Annotated in this window: 20 protein-coding genes; 5 read left to right on the plus strand and 15 right to left on the minus strand. The window is 67.0% G+C overall.

The features are described from left to right. Positions 1-15: 15 nt before the first annotated feature. Together ACRCUN_RS18385 and ACRCUN_RS18390 are read right to left on the minus strand one after the other, a co-directional pair. A complete protein-coding gene (locus tag ACRCUN_RS18385; RefSeq protein ID WP_462143058.1) occupies positions 16-438 on the minus strand; it encodes a PPOX class F420-dependent oxidoreductase in 423 nt (140 codons plus the stop codon). Between the two features lie 39 nt (positions 439-477). Continuing rightward, positions 478-1,680 (minus strand): MCE family protein, encoded by a 1,203-nt coding sequence (locus ACRCUN_RS18390; protein WP_462143059.1) that lies wholly within the window; start codon positions 1,678-1,680, stop codon positions 478-480. Positions 1,681-1,696: 16 nt separating this feature from the next. On the opposite strand from ACRCUN_RS18390, the gene ACRCUN_RS18395 reads away from it, so the two are divergent. Then, the gene (locus ACRCUN_RS18395) at positions 1,697-2,083 is read left to right on the plus strand and encodes a sterol carrier family protein (RefSeq protein ID WP_462143060.1); all 387 of its coding nucleotides are present in this window, start codon (positions 1,697-1,699) and stop codon (positions 2,081-2,083) included. A gap of 1 nt (position 2,084) precedes the next feature. On the opposite strand, the gene ACRCUN_RS18400 is transcribed toward ACRCUN_RS18395, so the two are convergent. Next, positions 2,085-3,371 (minus strand): DoxX family protein, encoded by a 1,287-nt coding sequence (locus ACRCUN_RS18400; protein ID WP_462143144.1) that lies wholly within the window; start codon positions 3,369-3,371, stop codon positions 2,085-2,087. Positions 3,372-3,626: 255 nt separating this feature from the next. Here ACRCUN_RS18400 and purF point away from each other — a divergent pair, with 255 nt between their 5' ends. Further along, entirely contained in the window at positions 3,627-5,159 is a 1,533-nt protein-coding gene (gene purF, locus ACRCUN_RS18405) for an amidophosphoribosyltransferase (RefSeq protein ID WP_462143061.1), read from the plus strand. Between the two features lie 7 nt (positions 5,160-5,166). Here the strand turns inward: purF and ACRCUN_RS18410 are convergent, their stop codons facing one another. Further along, positions 5,167-6,147 carry an NAD(P)H-binding protein gene (locus ACRCUN_RS18410; RefSeq protein ID WP_462143062.1) on the minus strand — a complete coding sequence of 327 codons (981 nt, stop codon included), beginning with the start codon at positions 6,145-6,147 and terminating at the stop codon, positions 5,167-5,169. 97 nt (positions 6,148-6,244) lie between these two features. Between ACRCUN_RS18410 and purM the strand changes: the two genes are divergently transcribed. After that, on the plus strand, positions 6,245-7,318 hold the full coding sequence (gene purM, locus ACRCUN_RS18415; protein ID WP_462143063.1) for a phosphoribosylformylglycinamidine cyclo-ligase: 1,074 nt from the start codon (positions 6,245-6,247) through the stop codon (positions 7,316-7,318). 30 nt (positions 7,319-7,348) lie between these two features. Here purM and ACRCUN_RS18420 read toward each other — a convergent pair whose 3' ends face one another. After that, entirely contained in the window at positions 7,349-7,522 is a 174-nt protein-coding gene (locus ACRCUN_RS18420; RefSeq protein WP_462143064.1) for a DUF3073 domain-containing protein, read from the minus strand. Positions 7,523-7,610: 88 nt separating this feature from the next. On the opposite strand from ACRCUN_RS18420, the gene ACRCUN_RS18425 reads away from it, so the two are divergent. After that, positions 7,611-7,790 carry a hypothetical protein gene (locus ACRCUN_RS18425; protein WP_462143065.1) on the plus strand — a complete coding sequence of 60 codons (180 nt, stop codon included), beginning with the start codon at positions 7,611-7,613 and terminating at the stop codon, positions 7,788-7,790. 39 nt (positions 7,791-7,829) lie between these two features. Here the strand turns inward: ACRCUN_RS18425 and ygfZ are convergent, their stop codons facing one another. Beyond that, entirely contained in the window at positions 7,830-8,900 is a 1,071-nt protein-coding gene (ygfZ, locus tag ACRCUN_RS18430; RefSeq protein WP_462143066.1) for a CAF17-like 4Fe-4S cluster assembly/insertion protein YgfZ, read from the minus strand. Positions 8,901-8,933: 33 nt separating this feature from the next. On the opposite strand from ygfZ, the gene ACRCUN_RS18435 reads away from it, so the two are divergent. Next, positions 8,934-9,809, plus strand: coding sequence for an aminodeoxychorismate lyase (locus ACRCUN_RS18435; protein ID WP_462143067.1), 876 nt, complete (start codon positions 8,934-8,936; stop codon positions 9,807-9,809). 318 nt (positions 9,810-10,127) lie between these two features. On the opposite strand, the gene ACRCUN_RS18440 is transcribed toward ACRCUN_RS18435, so the two are convergent. From ACRCUN_RS18440 to lmeA, 9 genes are all read right to left on the minus strand, one after another. Continuing rightward, positions 10,128-10,379, minus strand: coding sequence for a hypothetical protein (locus ACRCUN_RS18440; protein ID WP_462143068.1), 252 nt, complete (start codon positions 10,377-10,379; stop codon positions 10,128-10,130). Then, positions 10,379-11,035 (minus strand): heme-binding beta-barrel domain-containing protein, encoded by a 657-nt coding sequence (locus tag ACRCUN_RS18445; protein WP_462143069.1) that lies wholly within the window; start codon positions 11,033-11,035, stop codon positions 10,379-10,381. Before ACRCUN_RS18445 ends, ACRCUN_RS18440 begins: the two co-directional genes overlap by 1 nt. Before the next feature lie 105 nt (positions 11,036-11,140). Next, entirely contained in the window at positions 11,141-11,488 is a 348-nt protein-coding gene (locus tag ACRCUN_RS18450; RefSeq protein ID WP_462143070.1) for a DUF732 domain-containing protein, read from the minus strand. 184 nt (positions 11,489-11,672) lie between these two features. Next, positions 11,673-11,975 (minus strand): DUF1416 domain-containing protein, encoded by a 303-nt coding sequence (locus ACRCUN_RS18455; RefSeq protein WP_003884652.1) that lies wholly within the window; start codon positions 11,973-11,975, stop codon positions 11,673-11,675. A gap of 1 nt (position 11,976) precedes the next feature. After that, entirely contained in the window at positions 11,977-12,810 is an 834-nt protein-coding gene (locus ACRCUN_RS18460) for a sulfurtransferase (RefSeq protein WP_462143071.1), read from the minus strand. Positions 12,811-12,858: 48 nt separating this feature from the next. After that, positions 12,859-13,341 carry a DUF4395 domain-containing protein gene (locus tag ACRCUN_RS18465; protein WP_462143072.1) on the minus strand — a complete coding sequence of 161 codons (483 nt, stop codon included), beginning with the start codon at positions 13,339-13,341 and terminating at the stop codon, positions 12,859-12,861. A 91-nt stretch (positions 13,342-13,432) separates the two neighbouring features. Then, positions 13,433-13,522: an Ms5788A family Cys-rich leader peptide gene (locus ACRCUN_RS18470; RefSeq protein WP_350222965.1), complete on the minus strand. Its 90-nt coding sequence runs from the start codon at positions 13,520-13,522 to the stop codon at positions 13,433-13,435. A 29-nt stretch (positions 13,523-13,551) separates the two neighbouring features. Then, complete coding sequence (locus ACRCUN_RS18475) at positions 13,552-13,974, minus strand: thioredoxin family protein (protein ID WP_462143073.1); 423 nt, start codon at positions 13,972-13,974, stop codon at positions 13,552-13,554. Continuing rightward, positions 13,971-14,774: a mannan chain length control protein LmeA gene (gene lmeA, locus ACRCUN_RS18480; RefSeq protein WP_462143074.1), complete on the minus strand. Its 804-nt coding sequence runs from the start codon at positions 14,772-14,774 to the stop codon at positions 13,971-13,973. Before lmeA ends, ACRCUN_RS18475 begins: the two co-directional genes overlap by 4 nt. Positions 14,775-14,843 lie beyond the last annotated feature (69 nt).

Raw genomic sequence — 14,843 nt, forward strand, 5'->3', positions numbered from 1 at the left:
TGATGGTAGAGCCGATCACACCGATCTGATGTCAGGTACGAGCTGGTGCGGTTCGGATTGCTGATCGTCGATGCCGAAGCTGATGATGCGCTGCGGTGTGATGCGGATGATCGCGGCATCCAGCTCGTCGCCGCCTTTGCCGGTCGATACCGGGACGTGTGCCTGTTCGGCCGTGCCCCGGATCTCCAGGCAGCGGACGCGCCACGGGTCGCGTGAGGTGATGTCGTCGACGACGAACGCCACGCGGTTGTTGTGGGCGATGTTGCGGTACTTCTGGCTGTGCGACATGCGGTAGCCGGCGATGTCGATGGTGCCCAGCTGCTCGTTGTAGCTGAATCCGACCGGGCTGTTCTGTGGTGTGCCGTCGGGCTGGATGGTGGCCAGCCGACCCAGATCGGCCTCGTTCAGGAACGCCAGTTCATGAGGTTTGAAGGTCATACGGCCAACGTAGAACCTCAACGGAAGTTGATGTCAACGTCATGGATTGATGGTCGGCTCGCCGATCTGGCGGCCCCACACGTAGTCGACGAACAGGGGTGACGCGATCTCGGCGTGGTTGTAAGGCGCGATCGACAACCCGGTGTCCATCACCAGGTACGGTGCGGGCCACAGCTCACGCGTGATCTTCTGCCAACAACCCGGCCGGCCTTCCGGGCCGCCCTTGGCGTTCACACGTGGCAGATTGTCCGGATAGACATACGGGTTGCCCGCACCCATGGGCGTCCCGTACGACTCGAGCGAGTAGCCGTTGTCGCCGCCGAACGCCTGCTTGAGCCCCGGTGCGACATCGTGGTAGTTGCGGATGGTGCAGAAGATCATGCCGCGATAGTCGTCGAGCAGCTTCGACGTCGGGATCAGGTCCTTGGCGCCGCGCTGCAGGTACGGGCCGCCGCGCTCGAGGATGTCCGAACCGGTGCCGGCGAACCCGATGGCGGCGATCAGCGCGGCGTCGATGTCGCTGCGCTGAACGTTCAGCGTGGTTGCGCTGCGAGCCGCGTTGTCCAGCCCGGCGAACAGGTCGGGGGCGGACGCGGCGTAGATCTCACCCAGGTCGGCCAGCCCGCTGACATCGCGGCGCAACGGGGCCATCCGCGAATTGAGGTCATCGAGGATCGTGTTGCCGTCGACGAGTGATCTTCCGAATTTGTCGCCGAGGCCGGTGAGCGCCTGTGCCGTTGCTGACAGCGTCTGGTTCAGCTTGATCGGATCGACCTGCTCGGTGATCTTGGTGATGGTCTCGAACAACGAGTTGAACTCGGTGGTCACCGTCGACACGTCGATCGGCGTGGTGGTCGAAACACGTTGTGTGCTGGGCTTTTCCGGTGACCGGAACGCGACGTACTTGTTGCCGAACACCGTGGTGGCCTGGATCGAGGTCTCGATGTTGGCCGGCAGCAGGCTCAGGTAGCGCGGTTCGACGTCGAGAACCACTCTGGCTTTGAGGCCGTCGTCGGATGCGGTGCGGACGGCGGCGACTCGGCCGATCGGCACGCCGTTGTAGGTCACCTTGGAGCCGGGGTCGAGCACCAGCCCGGCCCGCGCGGTCAGCAGGGTCAGCTGTGCCTTGGGCTCGAGCGTTCCACGGAACATCAGCGCGATGAGCGTCAGGATGAGAGCCAGGACCACCAGGAACACCGCACCGGCCGCTTTGTACGGCGGATTGTGGCGATCGGCAAACACTTTGAGACACTAAGGTATGGCAGCCCGTCGTAGTGCCGATCCGGCAAAGACGCGTGCGGCGGTCACGGCCGTTGCCGACTGGTTGCGCGACGCCGACAGCCCCGAGCCCGCCCGGACCGAACTCGCCGAGGCAGTCCGGTTGACGGCCCGCACCCTGGCCGCGCTGGCGCCGGGCGCCAGCGTCGAGGTCCGTGTGCCACCGTTCGTTGCGGTTCAGTGCATCTCAGGCCCGCGTCATACCCGTGGCAACCCACCCAACGTCGTCGAGACCGATCCGCGCACCTGGCTGCTGCTGGCCACGGGGCTGCTCGACATCGCGGCCGCGGGTGGTGTGGTGCAGATGTCGGGTTCGCGGGCCGGCGAGATCGCCAAGTGGTTGCCGCTGGTGTCCCTGGAGCGCTGACTCAGCGGAAGTAGGGATACTCCTGGACCCAGTGAAAGCCTCGGTTACGGAGCGTGAACTGGTTGAGATCGACCTGCTCCAGCGAGATCTGCACCGTACGACCCTCGAGTTGGCCGGCCAGTTCCAGACGCTGCGGTTCCGGACGGGACACCGTGAGATCGGCCAGCGCGGATCCGTCGGGAGCGGACAGCGTGAGGATGTCATCGGTGACCTCGGCAGGTGCCTGCACGAGTTCGCCGTTCATGCGTTGGTAGGTGACCACGTCAGGTTCGTCGAAAATCACTCGCTGCCAACGTGTTCGGTCGGTGGTCACCGGCGGTAGGACGGCGTCGCCGGCCTGGAATTCACGGACCGCCCAGATGCCGTACAGCTCGGGTTTGACCCGTCCACCGCCGTATTCACCCCATGCCTGCCAGCTGATCCACGCGCAGCCGATCAGCACCCAGACGCCCAACAGCGCCTGCACGCGGGCCGACATCGCGTTCGCGCGGGCATCGGTGAACAGCTCGGGCTGGCTCGCTGGTTCCGAGGGTCGTTGCAGCACAAGAATATTCGCCAGCCGCCTGACCTGTGGCGCGATAAGGACGAGGCTCATCAAGAGCAGATGCCCGGACAGGATCTTGACCGGCACGTCGAATGTCATGTTCAGCAGAAACACCTGCACCATGCTCGCGAGGCCTAGAAGTGCGCCAAGCGTCGCGGTGCGCGGCCAGAACAGCAGCATCCCGGCGAGCACCTCGACCGCGCCGAGCATGATCTCGTAGGGGTAGGACGTACCGACCTGCAACCACAGCACCGACGCCGGACTGAACTCGCCGTAGGGCCGTAGCAATGCAGCCAGCGGCGGGGCGGGCATCTGGGTCGGGATCAGCTTCGCGAACCCGTAGAACAGCAGCTGCCCGCCCACGCACAGCCGCAGGCCCGTCAAGAACCATGCCCACAGCCGCGAGTACTCGGCCCGCCGCCGGTCGGCAACCGACCACACTGCGGTCGCGACGACCGCCACCACCAACAGGCAGAACACCAGTACCCAGATCGCGGCCTGATCGCCACTGCCCGAATCGTGCCGCACGTGGGCGTCGACGCCGAAGACCGTGCGGCCCACCCAGCCGAGCACCGGATCGGCCAGCAGCATCTGCCACATCACCGCCTGTTCGGGCAGCCACTGGCCGATGATCCCGGCGAACACGAACACGATCTGTGCGAACAGCAGACAAAACAACCCGAAGTAGACGAAGCAGAACCGGAATGCGATCTTCGTCACGCCGCGCCACGGTGCGGTTGGCATGGAATCGACGGGTGCGGTGGTCGGCTTCTCCGAGAGTTGGCGTGTCACCACGCCATCGTTGCCGCGCCGAATGCGTTGAGTCGATGGGGTTATCCCGCCGGATCGCGGTACGGCCAGCCCTACCGCCGGAAATGAGATCGACGTTTCGGTTGTTGCAAAAGTTCGGCACCGACGGGCCGTTCGATTCCGTCGTAGCCCTACCTTGACCGTAGACTCGGTTATGTCACCAACCGCCGCCCCGGGAGCAGCCCTATCGTGACTGGTCACCAGCTCGACGAAAACGAACCACGTGAAGAGTGCGGCGTATTCGGGGTCTGGGCGCCGGGCGAGGAAGTCGCCAAGCTGACCTACTACGGCCTCTATGCGCTGCAACACCGCGGTCAGGAAGCCGCGGGCATCGCGGTCGCCGACGGCGCGCAGGTGCTGGTCTTCAAAGACCTCGGCCTGGTGAGCCAGGTGTTCGACGAGCAGACCTTGGCCGCCATGCCGGGCCACGTCGCCGTCGGGCACTGCCGCTACTCCACGACCGGCTCTACCACCTGGGAAAACGCCCAGCCGGTGTTCCGCAACACCGCCGCGGGTACGGGCGTCGCACTCGGCCACAACGGCAACCTCGTGAACACCGCCGAGCTGGCCGCGCGGGCCCGCGACGCCGGGCTGATCGACATGAAGGGCGCGCCCGCGGCGACCACCGACTCCGACATCCTCGGCGCACTGCTGGCCCACGGCGCCGCCGACGCGACCCTCGAGCAGGCCGCCCTCGAACTGCTGCCGACCGTGCGCGGGGCGTTCTGCCTGACGTTCATGGACGAGAACACGCTGTATGCGGCCCGTGACCCGCACGGCGTGCGGCCGCTGTCGCTCGGCCGCCTCGACCGGGGCTGGGTCGTCGCATCCGAGACCGCGGCGCTCGACATCGTGGGCGCGTCGTTCGTCCGCGACATCGAGCCCGGCGAGCTGCTGGCGATCGACGCCGACGGCGTCCGCTCCACGCGCTTCGCCAACCCAGAGCCCAAGGGCTGCGTCTTCGAGTACGTCTACCTGGCCCGTCCCGACAGCACCCTCGTCGGCCGCTCGGTGCACGCCACCCGCGTCGACATCGGCCGGCGCCTGGCGCGCGAGCACCCGATCGACGCCGACCTGGTGATCGGTGTCCCGGAATCGGGCACCCCGGCCGCGGTCGGATACGCGCAGGAGTCCGGCATCCCGTTCGGGCAGGGCCTGATGAAGAACGCGTACGTCGGCCGCACCTTCATCCAGCCGTCGCAGACCATCCGCCAGCTCGGCATCCGGCTCAAGCTCAATCCGCTCAGAGAGGTGATCCGCGGTAAGCGGCTCATCGTGGTGGACGATTCGATCGTGCGCGGCAACACCCAGCGCGCGCTGATCCGGATGTTGCGCGAAGCCGGCGCCGTCGAGGTGCACGTCCGGATCGCCTCGCCGCCCGTCAAATGGCCGTGCTTCTACGGCATCGACTTCGCCACCCCGGCCGAGCTGATCGCGAACGCGGCACCCCAGGAGCACGAGGGCGAGATGCTGGAGGCCGTGCGACACGCGATCGGTGCCGACACCCTCGGCTACATCTCGCAACACGGCATGATCGCGGCCACCGAACAGCCCGCCACCCGGCTGTGCTCGGCGTGCTTCGACGGCAACTACCCGATCGAGCTGCCCGGCGAGAACGCGCTTGGTAAGAACGTCATCGAGCACATGCTGGCCAGCGCCGCCCGCAGCGGCATCCCGGTCCAGGCTGACAACGACAACGCATCGGCGCTGCGTCGGCCCTGACCGAAAATTACTGTGGCTCAGTCGAACTGAACCGCAACAGGCGTCGCCGGCCGGAATCGGCCGCGGTGCCGTCGCCCTGTAGCGCCTGCGTAACCGCATCGCGGTAACCGGTGAGCCCGCCGGACGGCGGCGCGATCACATCGTCGATGTCGTGTTCACCCATGACCGCGTCACATTCCAGCGATTCGACCAGCGGGCGCGCCAGGCCGGACGGGATGGGCGTCACCAACCCGACCCACCAGCTCGCGATCGCCGGGGTGAGAAACGGCAGCACCACGATCAACCGCCTGCGCAGACCCGCGACATCGGCGTACACCTGCATCGCCGCGCCGTACTCCATCACGTCCGGTCCGCCGATGTCCCAGGTCCGTGAGCCCGGCACCGATGCGGTGGCTGCGCCGGTGAGATAGTGCAGCACATCGCCGACGGCGATCGGCTGGATCTTGTTGTGCACCCACTTCGGGGTCGTCATCGCAGGCAATCGATCGGTGAGGTGACGGATCATCTCGAACGACGCCGAACCCGATCCGACGACGATGCCCGCCTGCAGGACGATCGTCTCGATATCGGACGCGAGCAGAATTTCGCCGACCGCGACCCGGGATTCGAGGTGGCGGGAGAGCGTGGCGCTCGTCGGATGGAGCCCGCCGAGGTACACCAGGCGACGGACACCGGCGCTGCGTGCTGCCTCGACCACGTTGCGTGCCGACTGCTTCTCGTCGGCGACGAAGTCCTTCGAGGTGCCCATCGAGTGCACGAGGTAGTACACGACGTCCATCCCGTCGAACGCGGAGGTCAGCGACTCCGGTTCGGTGAGATCCCCGCGGACCACCTCGACGCGGTCGCGCCACGTCGCATGGTCGAGCTTGGCGGGGGTACGGGCCATCGCCCGGACGGTATGACCGGCTTCGAGCAACTCGGGAACGAGCCGACCCCCGATGTAGCCGGTGGCACCGGTGACCAGACAACGGAGTGTTTGAGCGGGCACCAGGCACGGATGACCGTTTCGGCGGCCGGGCAAACCGGCTCCGCAACCCGACGGTGAGCGACGTCGGCCGGGAAGGGGAGAGGTAGCCTTGCAGGCGATGAACGAGCGCGCCGAACAACACGGCATTTCTTATGCATCGGCCGGGGTAGACATCGAAGCAGGCGACCGCGCCGTCGAACTCTTCAAACCACTCGCCGCGAAAGCGACGCGTCCCGAGGTGCGCGGCGGCCTCGGCGGGTTTGCCGGCCTCTTCGCCTTACGCGGCGGCTATCGCGAGCCGGTCCTGGCCTCGTCGACCGACGGGGTCGGCACGAAGCTCGCGGTGGCCCAGGCCATGGACAAGCACGACACCGTCGGGCTCGACCTGGTCGCGATGGTGGTCGACGACCTCGTGGTGTGCGGTGCCGAGCCACTGTTCCTGCAGGACTACATCGCCGTCGGCCGCACCGTGCCCGAGCGTGTGAGTGCCATCGTCTCCGGCATCGCCGAAGGCTGTGTGCGGGCGGGCTGTGCGTTGCTGGGCGGTGAGACGGCCGAGCATCCGGGGCTCATGGAGCCCGACCACTACGACATCTCCGCGACGGGCGTCGGCATCGTGGAAGCCGACGACGTGCTCGGACCCGATCGCGTCAAACCAGGCGACGTGATCATCGCCATGGCCTCATCCGGGCTGCACTCCAACGGCTACTCGCTGGCCCGCAAGGTGCTGCTGGACATCGACCGGATGAACCTCGCCGGACACGTCGAGGAGTTCGGCCGCACGCTCGGCGAGGAGCTGCTTGAGCCGACGCTGATCTACGCCAAGGACTGCCTGGCGCTGGCCGCCGAAACCCAGGTCAGGACGTTCTGCCATGTCACCGGTGGTGGTCTCGCGGGCAACCTCGAACGCGTCATCCCGCACGGGCTGACCGCAGAACTCGATCGCGGTACGTGGACCCCGGCGCCCGTCTTCCAGATGATCGCTCAGCGCGGGCGTATCGAACGCGCAGAGATGGAGAAGACGTTCAACATGGGTGTCGGCATGGTGGCCGTCGTCGCGCCCGAGGACACGGACCGCGCGCTGGCCATCTTGACCGCTCGGCACCTGAACTGCTGGACGCTGGGCACGGTCAAGAAGGGCGGCAAGGACAGTGTGCGCGCCCAGCTGGTCGGCCAGCACCCGCGGTTCTAGGAGAAATCGGGTGCGGGGAGACTGGTCGGCTTAACGCCGCCAGTCGTCCTCGCTGGCCCAGTCGTCGTCGGCGCCGTTGACATCATCGGCGTCGGGAGTTCCCGACAGCTCACGCTGGAGCTGAGAGAAATCGGTCTGCGGTGAGCTGTATTTGAGCTCACGTGCAACCTTGGTCTGCTTTGCCTTAGCCCGGCCGCGGCCCATGGGGGGACCCCCTCGCGCAATAACGGAGCGGCCCAATTACTAGGCGGCTCCGATCTGTGTGTCTTTATTGTCCTGCCAACACTTTACCGTGCCCGCCCGCGAAGTGCTGGCAGGCCCTGCCTCGAGGTATGCGGCGGCGATCGGCTATGTGCCCTGTCACCGCGCCCCGTTGCGCAGCAGCACGACTATCACCAGGATTGCGGCGGTCGACGGGCGTCCGCTCAGCGATTCCGCAGTGATCGTCGTCACGTGTCTGGTGACCGGGTGAGTTTACGCGCCCGCGAGTCGCGGTGCCGGCAACTGCCGCCTATCCGCCGCCGCGCAGGCGCTCCACCGCGACCCGCCCGGCACCGGCGGTGTCCGGCGCCGGCATGGAATCCGGATCGATGGCCGCCGAAACCTCGACGGCGCCGCCCGTGACCAATGCGGTGTCGGCAGGTAGAGCCCGTTTGAGCAGAGCCAACGCGATGGGGCCGTCGTCGACGTGGTCGACGACGGTGCCGAGCCGTCCGACCGTGCGGCCACCGGCCAGCACCGGATCACCGACGGCGGGCCGTTCCGATGCGCCGTCCAGCTGTAAAAGCACGAGCATCCGGGGCGGCCGGCCGAGGTTGTGCACCCGCGCGACGGTCTCCTGACCGCGGTAGCAGCCTTTGTCCAGGTGGACGGCGGTGCCGATCCAGCCGACCTCGTGGGGGATGGTGCGCTCGTCGGTGTCGAGCCCGAGCCTGGGCCGCCGAGCCGCCACTCGGTGGGCCTCGTAGGTCCACACTCCGGCGAGGCGGACCCCGGCCTCGGCCAGGCGGGCCTTCCACGCCTCGATCTGATCCGGCGGAACGATCAGGTCCAACTCGGTGCCAGGGGCCGCGAGCCGCCGGGCGAACCCACCGCCCGGCAGGGCGACGGCCGTCAGCTCATCCGGCAGGGTCGCCAAACCGAGTGCCTTGAGCACCGGACCCTTGGCGACTGCCGGGCCCAGCAGCGACAGGACCGCGAGATCGGCCGGCTCCACCTGCACATCGGCCCAGAACACCATCTTGCGGAGATAAGCCAGTAGCGGCTCGCCCCGCCACGGCTCGGTGTCCAGATACGTCGTGCCGCCGAGCTCGGTCTGCAACCAGTGATCCTCGACGCGGCCCTGCAGATCGAGGCTCAAGTTCTCGGTGACCGCGCCGTCGGGCAGTGCGCTGACGTGTTGTGTGGAGATGCTGTGCAGCCAGGTCTGACGGTCCTTGCCCGTCAAGGTGAGGACTGCGCGGTTCGATCGGTCGACGAGAACGGCATCATCGGCGGCGGCGCGCTGCTCACCCAGCGGATCGCCGTAGTGCCACACGGCACCGGCGTCCGGGCCCGTCTCCGGCGCGGGAACTGCTGACATACCTCCAACTTTACGGCGCTACGCTTTGGGCCCATGGCGAGCCAACCAGCAGTGCTGGTCACCCTTGACGGGCAACTGCACGATCCCGACCTGCCGCTGCTGCACGCCGACGATCTGGCCGCCGTGCGCGGCGACGGTGTGTTCGAGACGCTGCTGGTTCGCGACGGCAGGCCATGCCTGCTGGAGGCCCACCTGGCCAGGCTCGGCCAGTCCGCCAAGATGATCGACCTGCCCGAGCCCGACCTGGCGGCCTGGCGTGCTGCCGTCGCGCTCGGCACGCAGCGCTGGGCGGCCGACCACGACGGCGAAGGCGTGCTTCGGCTCGTGTACAGCCGGGGCCGCGAAAGCGGGGGACCGCCGACGGCGTTCGCGACGATCGGCGCGCTCGCCGACCGCGTGGCCGGTGCCCGACGCGACGGGGTCGCCGCCATCACCCTGGACCGCGGGCTGCCGGTCGGTGCGAGCGAGATGCCGTGGCTGGCGGCAGGCGCGAAGACGCTGTCCTACGCGGTGAACATGGCCGCGCTGCGGCACGCCGAACGCCACGGCGCGGGTGATGTCATCTTCGTCAGCTCCGACGGCTATCTGCTCGAAGGGCCGCGTTCGACGGTCGTGATCGCGACCGAGGAGGGCGGCGAACCGGTGCTGCTGACGCCGCCGCCCTGGTACCCGATTCTGCGTGGAACCACCCAGCAGGCGCTGTTCGAGGTGGCCCGCAGCAAGGGGCTGGATTGCGACTACCGTGCCCTGCGCCCCGGCGATCTGCTTACCGCACAAGGTATTTGGCTGGTGTCGAGCATCACCCTCGCGGCCCGCGTGCACACTCTCGACGGCACGCGGTTGCCTGCCGCCACCGCGGCGGCCGACGTCGCAGGGCTTGTCGACGCCGCGATTCTCAGCGATCGCTGAGGGTGAGAAAAATCGCTGGCAGCCCTTTCCCGGTCGGTGGTAGCTTCGTCTCTACACAGGGAAGGAGGTGGTCCGACAAATTGATTGATTTATGGACATGTGAGGTGGCTGCCCGCTAGCAGCACCGGGTGAATTGCCTGCGCGCGCTGGCGAATTCCCCGCAGCCACCCGGCCCCCGAGCCCCTCGGTCAGTCCAACCAGGATCTACGGCTCGGGGGCCGCCCCATATCTGGGGTCGGCTACCTGGGCTCGATTCGACCTACTGTGGCGGCCTGCCGAAATCTTGTGATGCGGCGGGCATTCCGTGATCCCGCCTGGCTAGCTGGGGCCAGGAGCCAAAGTCGAGCAGGCCTGCATGGCCTGTTGCCAGATGCTCGGGTCGACGCCCGGCGGGGCGCTTGCCGCGGGTCCGGGGGGCGCGGGCACGCCGTGCTCGCTCAGACAATGCGCATAGGAGCCGTGCTCGGCGGGGGCCTCAGAGGTCGGTGCGGGCTCGGGGTCACTCGACGAACACGCGGCCAACGCGGTCGCGGCGGCCAGCGTGGCGGCCGCCATCCAGACACGCCGCATCAGCCGACGAACCTCGACAACCGGGCCGACAGATGCGGCACGAGGCCGCCGTCGGCGTCGACGCGTTCCTCGACGTAACCCAGATCGCCACCCTCGACGATGCCGTAAAGCCGTTTCGCTCCACCGACGAGCACTCCCGACTTGCTGCGGGCCAGTGCATCGGTGACCAGTTCCCACGAGGACTGATTGAGCGGCCGGCCGTAGAACAGCTCGACGTAGCCTGCCGAATGGGCGAGCAGCAGCTCGATCGCCTGCGTTTCCGACGGATCGGCCGGGTCGTTCACGAACCGCCAGAACCCGGTCTCCCGCAGGCCCGGGGAGTCGTAGCCGCCGGATTCGTCCAAGCGCCAGGACCTGGCTTCCCAGTTCAGGTAGTCCCCGCCGTCGTGAGAGACCACGATCTGCTGGCCGAACCGGTAATCGCCGTGCGCGTCACGCCCCTCGCCCTCCCCGCGCCACACGCCGACCAGCGGCAGCAGCGCGAGCAGCGCATCGTTGAGGCCGACGCCATCGCGCAGATTGGCCGTGTCGGCGGGCAACGGAAGATCGTCGAACACGGGGATGTTGCGGGCGCCCGTCTCCTTCGCGCGTTCGGCAGCCGCAGCTACAGCTCGATCGCCGGAGCCAAGTTCAGGGACATCCTCGGAGGACGTCACGACTCGTCGGTGACGAGGCGGTACACCGCGTACAACGCGAACCATGTGATGACCACGACGGCCGCGACAAGCAGGATCTCGAAGAACAGCACCACGAAACGTAGTCTAGCCGCCCAGCGTCTCCGCCTCTGCTATGGCCCGTTCCAAGTGCTGAGGGCAATACTGAGCGGCCGCGGCGCCGAGAAAGAACCCGGTCTGCGTGGGAGTCCAGCCGGTGGCATCGGCTCCCTCGGTGATCACGTCGGCCGCCGAAACGCCGCTCTCGAGATCCGCGCATATGCCGTGCGCGGCGTTGATGAGTATCTGCGCAGCCGCATCGTCGGGCCAGGAGAAGCCCCCGGCTTCGAGCGTGGCGAGGAATTGCTCGTCAGAGTCAGCCATCGCCGGAGTAGCCATTGCCAACGCAATGACCGCAAATGTCGTAGCGGCGAATCCGACGATAGAGGTCTTCATTGTCGGTCCTGATGGAAGAGGTTTCCCGCGCCCGGTTGGCGCGGGAGATAAGTCCATCATTCGCCGCTACAGCAAAGCCCGCAGCGTTTTCACAGCGAAAACGCCGCGGGCTTTGCCTTCGGTCGTCGTTAGGCGCGATCCATGGCCGAGCTCCTCATCGGCTCGTGCCTCGCCTTGATCGTCGCTAGGCGACCTTGACGTCGACCTCGTGAATCCCCGCACCGGTCGGCGCGACGCTCGCGTCACCGTTTCCAGCGGGTGAGAGCGCACGAAGGGTCCAGGTGCCGGGTGCGGCGAAGAACCGGAAGTCACCGGTTGCCGACGCCACCACCTCGGCGGTGAACTCGTCGCTGGAATCCAGCAGACGCACGAACGCGCCGCCGACAGCCTGGCCCGAACCGTCGACCACACGACCGGTGATCACGGTTTCCTTCTCCAGGTCGACGCCGGCCGGCAACGTCAGCCCTTGCTTAGGTGCAGAGCACATATCAACTTCCCAACTCGATCGGGGCCCCAACGAGGGAGCCGTATTCCGTCCAACTGCCGTCGTAGTTCTTGACGTTCTTGTGTCCCAGCAGCTCCTGCAGCACGAACCACGTGTGCGACGAACGCTCACCGATCCGGCAGTAGGCGATGGTTTCCTTCTCGCCGTCCAGGCCGGCGTCGGCGTAGATCTTGGCCAGATCTTCGTCCGACTTGAACGTGCCGTCTTCGTTGGCCGCCTTGCTCCACGGAACGTTGATGGCGCCGGGGATATGCCCGGGACGCTGGCTCTGCTCCTGCGGCAGGTGCGCGGGCGCCAGGATCTTGCCGGAGAACTCGTCGGGGGAGCGCACGTCCACCAGGTTCTTGGCGCCGATCGCGGCGATGACCTCGTCGCGGAATGCCCGGATGTTGTTGTCGGGATCCTTGGCCGTGTAGCTGGTCTGCGGCCGCTCGACCTTGTCGGTCGACAGCGGCCGGGCGTCGAGCTCCCACTTCTTGCGGCCACCGTCGAGCAGCTTGACGTCGTTGTGGCCGTACAGCTTGAAGTACCAGTAGGCGTAGGCCGCGAACCAGTTGTTGTTGCCGCCGTAGAGAATCACGGTGTCGTCGTTGGCGATGCCGCGCTCGGACAGCAGCTTGGAGAACTGCTGGGCGTCGACGAAGTCGCGGCGGACCGGGTCCTGCAGATCGGTCTTCCAGTCCAGCTTCACCGCACCTTCGATGTGCCCGGTGTCGTAGGCGGAAGTGTCCTCGTCGACCTCCACGAATACGGTCTTCGGCGCATTGAGATTGCTCTCGGCCCAGTCCGTGGTGACCAGGACGTCGGAGCGTGCCATGTACGAAATCCTTTCGGTTGCTTGCTTTTTGAGCGGGTAAAGCGGTTTTCAGATGGGGCTTGGGGTGCGGCGGAACCGCACCACGTTGGGGTAGAGCAGGCAACCCAGGCAGATGCCGAAGGCGGCGTTCAGAAACGCGGCTGCCAAGGCGAACGCCGTGGCAACCAGACCCAGAGCGGTGACGCCGAGCGCGAAGCCGACCGCACCGGCGGCGGCGAATACGAAGCCGACGAACTGGGCGAACTTCAGCGGTGCAACGGGCTCGCGGTCCGTGACCGGGCCGAGCCGTGGCGCCACGAATGTGGCGAACACCTGGCCGTAGGGATGCCTGCGCGGACCGGCGATGGCGCCGACGGCGAAGACCACGGCCTGCGCGGTGAGCAGAACCGCCGCGGCCGGGCCGCTGACACCGGATACCAGCAGGATGCCGGCCAGCACCCCGGTGGTGACCCAGGCCGTGAACCGGGGACCGCGCACGTCCACCTGGTCTGGCCGGATCAGGCCCGGCGACCTGGTGATTGACGATGACATGTGCACAAACTCCTGTTGTCGTTGAAGGTCTGGTGGTAGGCAGCCTCGATGCACAGGGCCCGAGCGAGCGCGTCAAAACGCGCGGCTGCGCTCAACAGCAACAACAACAGCAACAACCCGCAACGCGGCACAGATCGACTGCGCGACGCTTGGTGAGCACAAGCTCAAGGCGGGCTGACACGTGCCACAGCTTACCCAATGACCCGGGCCTCAAGCCAACAGCGGTTCCAGCGCCGAGCGCAGGTCAGCGGCACTGGGGACGCCGCTCGTGCGGTACCGCTGGCGTCCCTCGATGTCGAAGATGAACGTCGTCGGCAACGAAAGCACCGAAAGGCGCCGCGCCGCCGTGGGATTGGCGTCCATGTCGATCTCCACATGCGCGACCGCGGGCAGTTCGGCACACACCTGGTTCACCACGCGACGGACCCCGGCGCAGGGGCCGCACCAGACGGCGCTGAAGTGCACGATGGTCGGTCCGGTGGTCGACAGGCCGAGGTCGGTGGTGTCCACCTCGATGGGTTCGGCGGCCGCCTTCAGCATGCCCGCGCGAAGCGTCATCAACCGCCCGACCACGTATCCCAGGCCGAGCACCGCGATCAGGATCGCGATCACCGCCACCATCGAGGAACTCATGTCTGTCTGAACCCTTCGAGGTCGATCGTCGCATCCTCGGCGATGCCCTCGATGATGACATCGGAGCCGCGGGCACCCGCACTGGTCGGCGCTATCCCGAAGGGCAGCTTCTGGCCCGTGATCGTGCTGCTGAACTCGGCCAGCACGGCGGCCGTCTTGTCGGCGGGCACCGGTTCGTCGGCGGTGCCGGGCCCGGTCAGGATGCCGGTGGCGGTGAGCACGAGCGTGGTCTGGTCGGGCCCGGCGATCGACAGGTCCACCGCGACACTGACCCGTTCGTCCAAGCCGGAAGCCCTCGGGGTGCCGGTGAACACCAGACCTTTGTTACTGGAGATTCCCGACTCGGTGGTGCCGCCCGTCGCGTCGTTGGTCTCGCGGGATGGCGCCTCGACCAGTAGGTCCTCGATACCCATGAATCGGCCGACGTGCGTGGAGTCGATGATGATGCGGCTCTCGGCCTTGCTGACCCGCATCGGCGCATCAGGCCGGATCAACCAGGACGACTCGGTGATGTCGATGTCGTGCAGGGTGGCTTCCAGCGAGGCTTTGCCGACGACGGGATGCTCGACCGCACCGGCCCTGATCTCGATCTCCTTGTACTGATGGTTGCGGACCTGCGTGATGAAGGGGAAACCGAGGATCGCCACGGCCGGGTCCCAGGTCAGGCCCGCTGCGCTGCGCACGTTGCGAGCGAGTCGGTATTCGGCGTAGATGGCCGCGCCGAAATCGGTGCCCACCGCACCCACAACGACCGCGGTGACGGCTGCGACAAGCCCGATCAGCAGTTTGCGCACCGGCATATTGTTGCCCACCGCCGAACGGATGAGCCGCTCGGCGCGGCTAATCAGCAGGTGAGGCGCTATCGTTAG

The sequence above is a fragment of the Mycobacterium venezuelense genome (genome assembly GCF_054919535.1).

Excerpts from the sequence above, each read along its gene's own strand:
- ACRCUN_RS18420 (WP_462143064.1), bottom strand. The coding sequence starts at position 7,522 with ATGGGCCGCGGCCGGGCTAAGGCAAAGCAGACCAAGGTTGCACGTGAG.
- ACRCUN_RS18440 (WP_462143068.1), bottom strand. The coding sequence starts at position 10,379 with ATGCGGCGTGTCTGGATGGCGGCCGCCACGCTGGCCGCCGCGACCGCG.
- ACRCUN_RS18435 (WP_462143067.1), top strand. The coding sequence starts at position 8,934 with ATGGCGAGCCAACCAGCAGTGCTGGTCACCCTTGACGGGCAACTGCAC.
- ACRCUN_RS18385 (WP_462143058.1), bottom strand. The coding sequence starts at position 438 with ATGACCTTCAAACCTCATGAACTGGCGTTCCTGAACGAGGCCGATCTG.
- ACRCUN_RS18450 (WP_462143070.1), bottom strand. The coding sequence starts at position 11,488 with ATGAAGACCTCTATCGTCGGATTCGCCGCTACGACATTTGCGGTCATT.
- ACRCUN_RS18395 (WP_462143060.1), top strand. The coding sequence starts at position 1,697 with ATGGCAGCCCGTCGTAGTGCCGATCCGGCAAAGACGCGTGCGGCGGTC.
- ACRCUN_RS18460 (WP_462143071.1), bottom strand. The coding sequence starts at position 12,810 with ATGGCACGCTCCGACGTCCTGGTCACCACGGACTGGGCCGAGAGCAAT.
- ygfZ (WP_462143066.1), bottom strand. The coding sequence starts at position 8,900 with ATGTCAGCAGTTCCCGCGCCGGAGACGGGCCCGGACGCCGGTGCCGTG.
- lmeA (WP_462143074.1), bottom strand. The coding sequence starts at position 14,774 with ATGCCGGTGCGCAAACTGCTGATCGGGCTTGTCGCAGCCGTCACCGCG.
- ACRCUN_RS18400 (WP_462143144.1), bottom strand. The coding sequence starts at position 3,371 with ATGCCAACCGCACCGTGGCGCGGCGTGACGAAGATCGCATTCCGGTTC.
- ACRCUN_RS18475 (WP_462143073.1), bottom strand. The coding sequence starts at position 13,974 with ATGAGTTCCTCGATGGTGGCGGTGATCGCGATCCTGATCGCGGTGCTC.
- ACRCUN_RS18455 (WP_003884652.1), bottom strand. The coding sequence starts at position 11,975 with ATGTGCTCTGCACCTAAGCAAGGGCTGACGTTGCCGGCCGGCGTCGAC.
- purM (WP_462143063.1), top strand. The coding sequence starts at position 6,245 with ATGAACGAGCGCGCCGAACAACACGGCATTTCTTATGCATCGGCCGGG.
- ACRCUN_RS18465 (WP_462143072.1), bottom strand. The coding sequence starts at position 13,341 with ATGTCATCGTCAATCACCAGGTCGCCGGGCCTGATCCGGCCAGACCAG.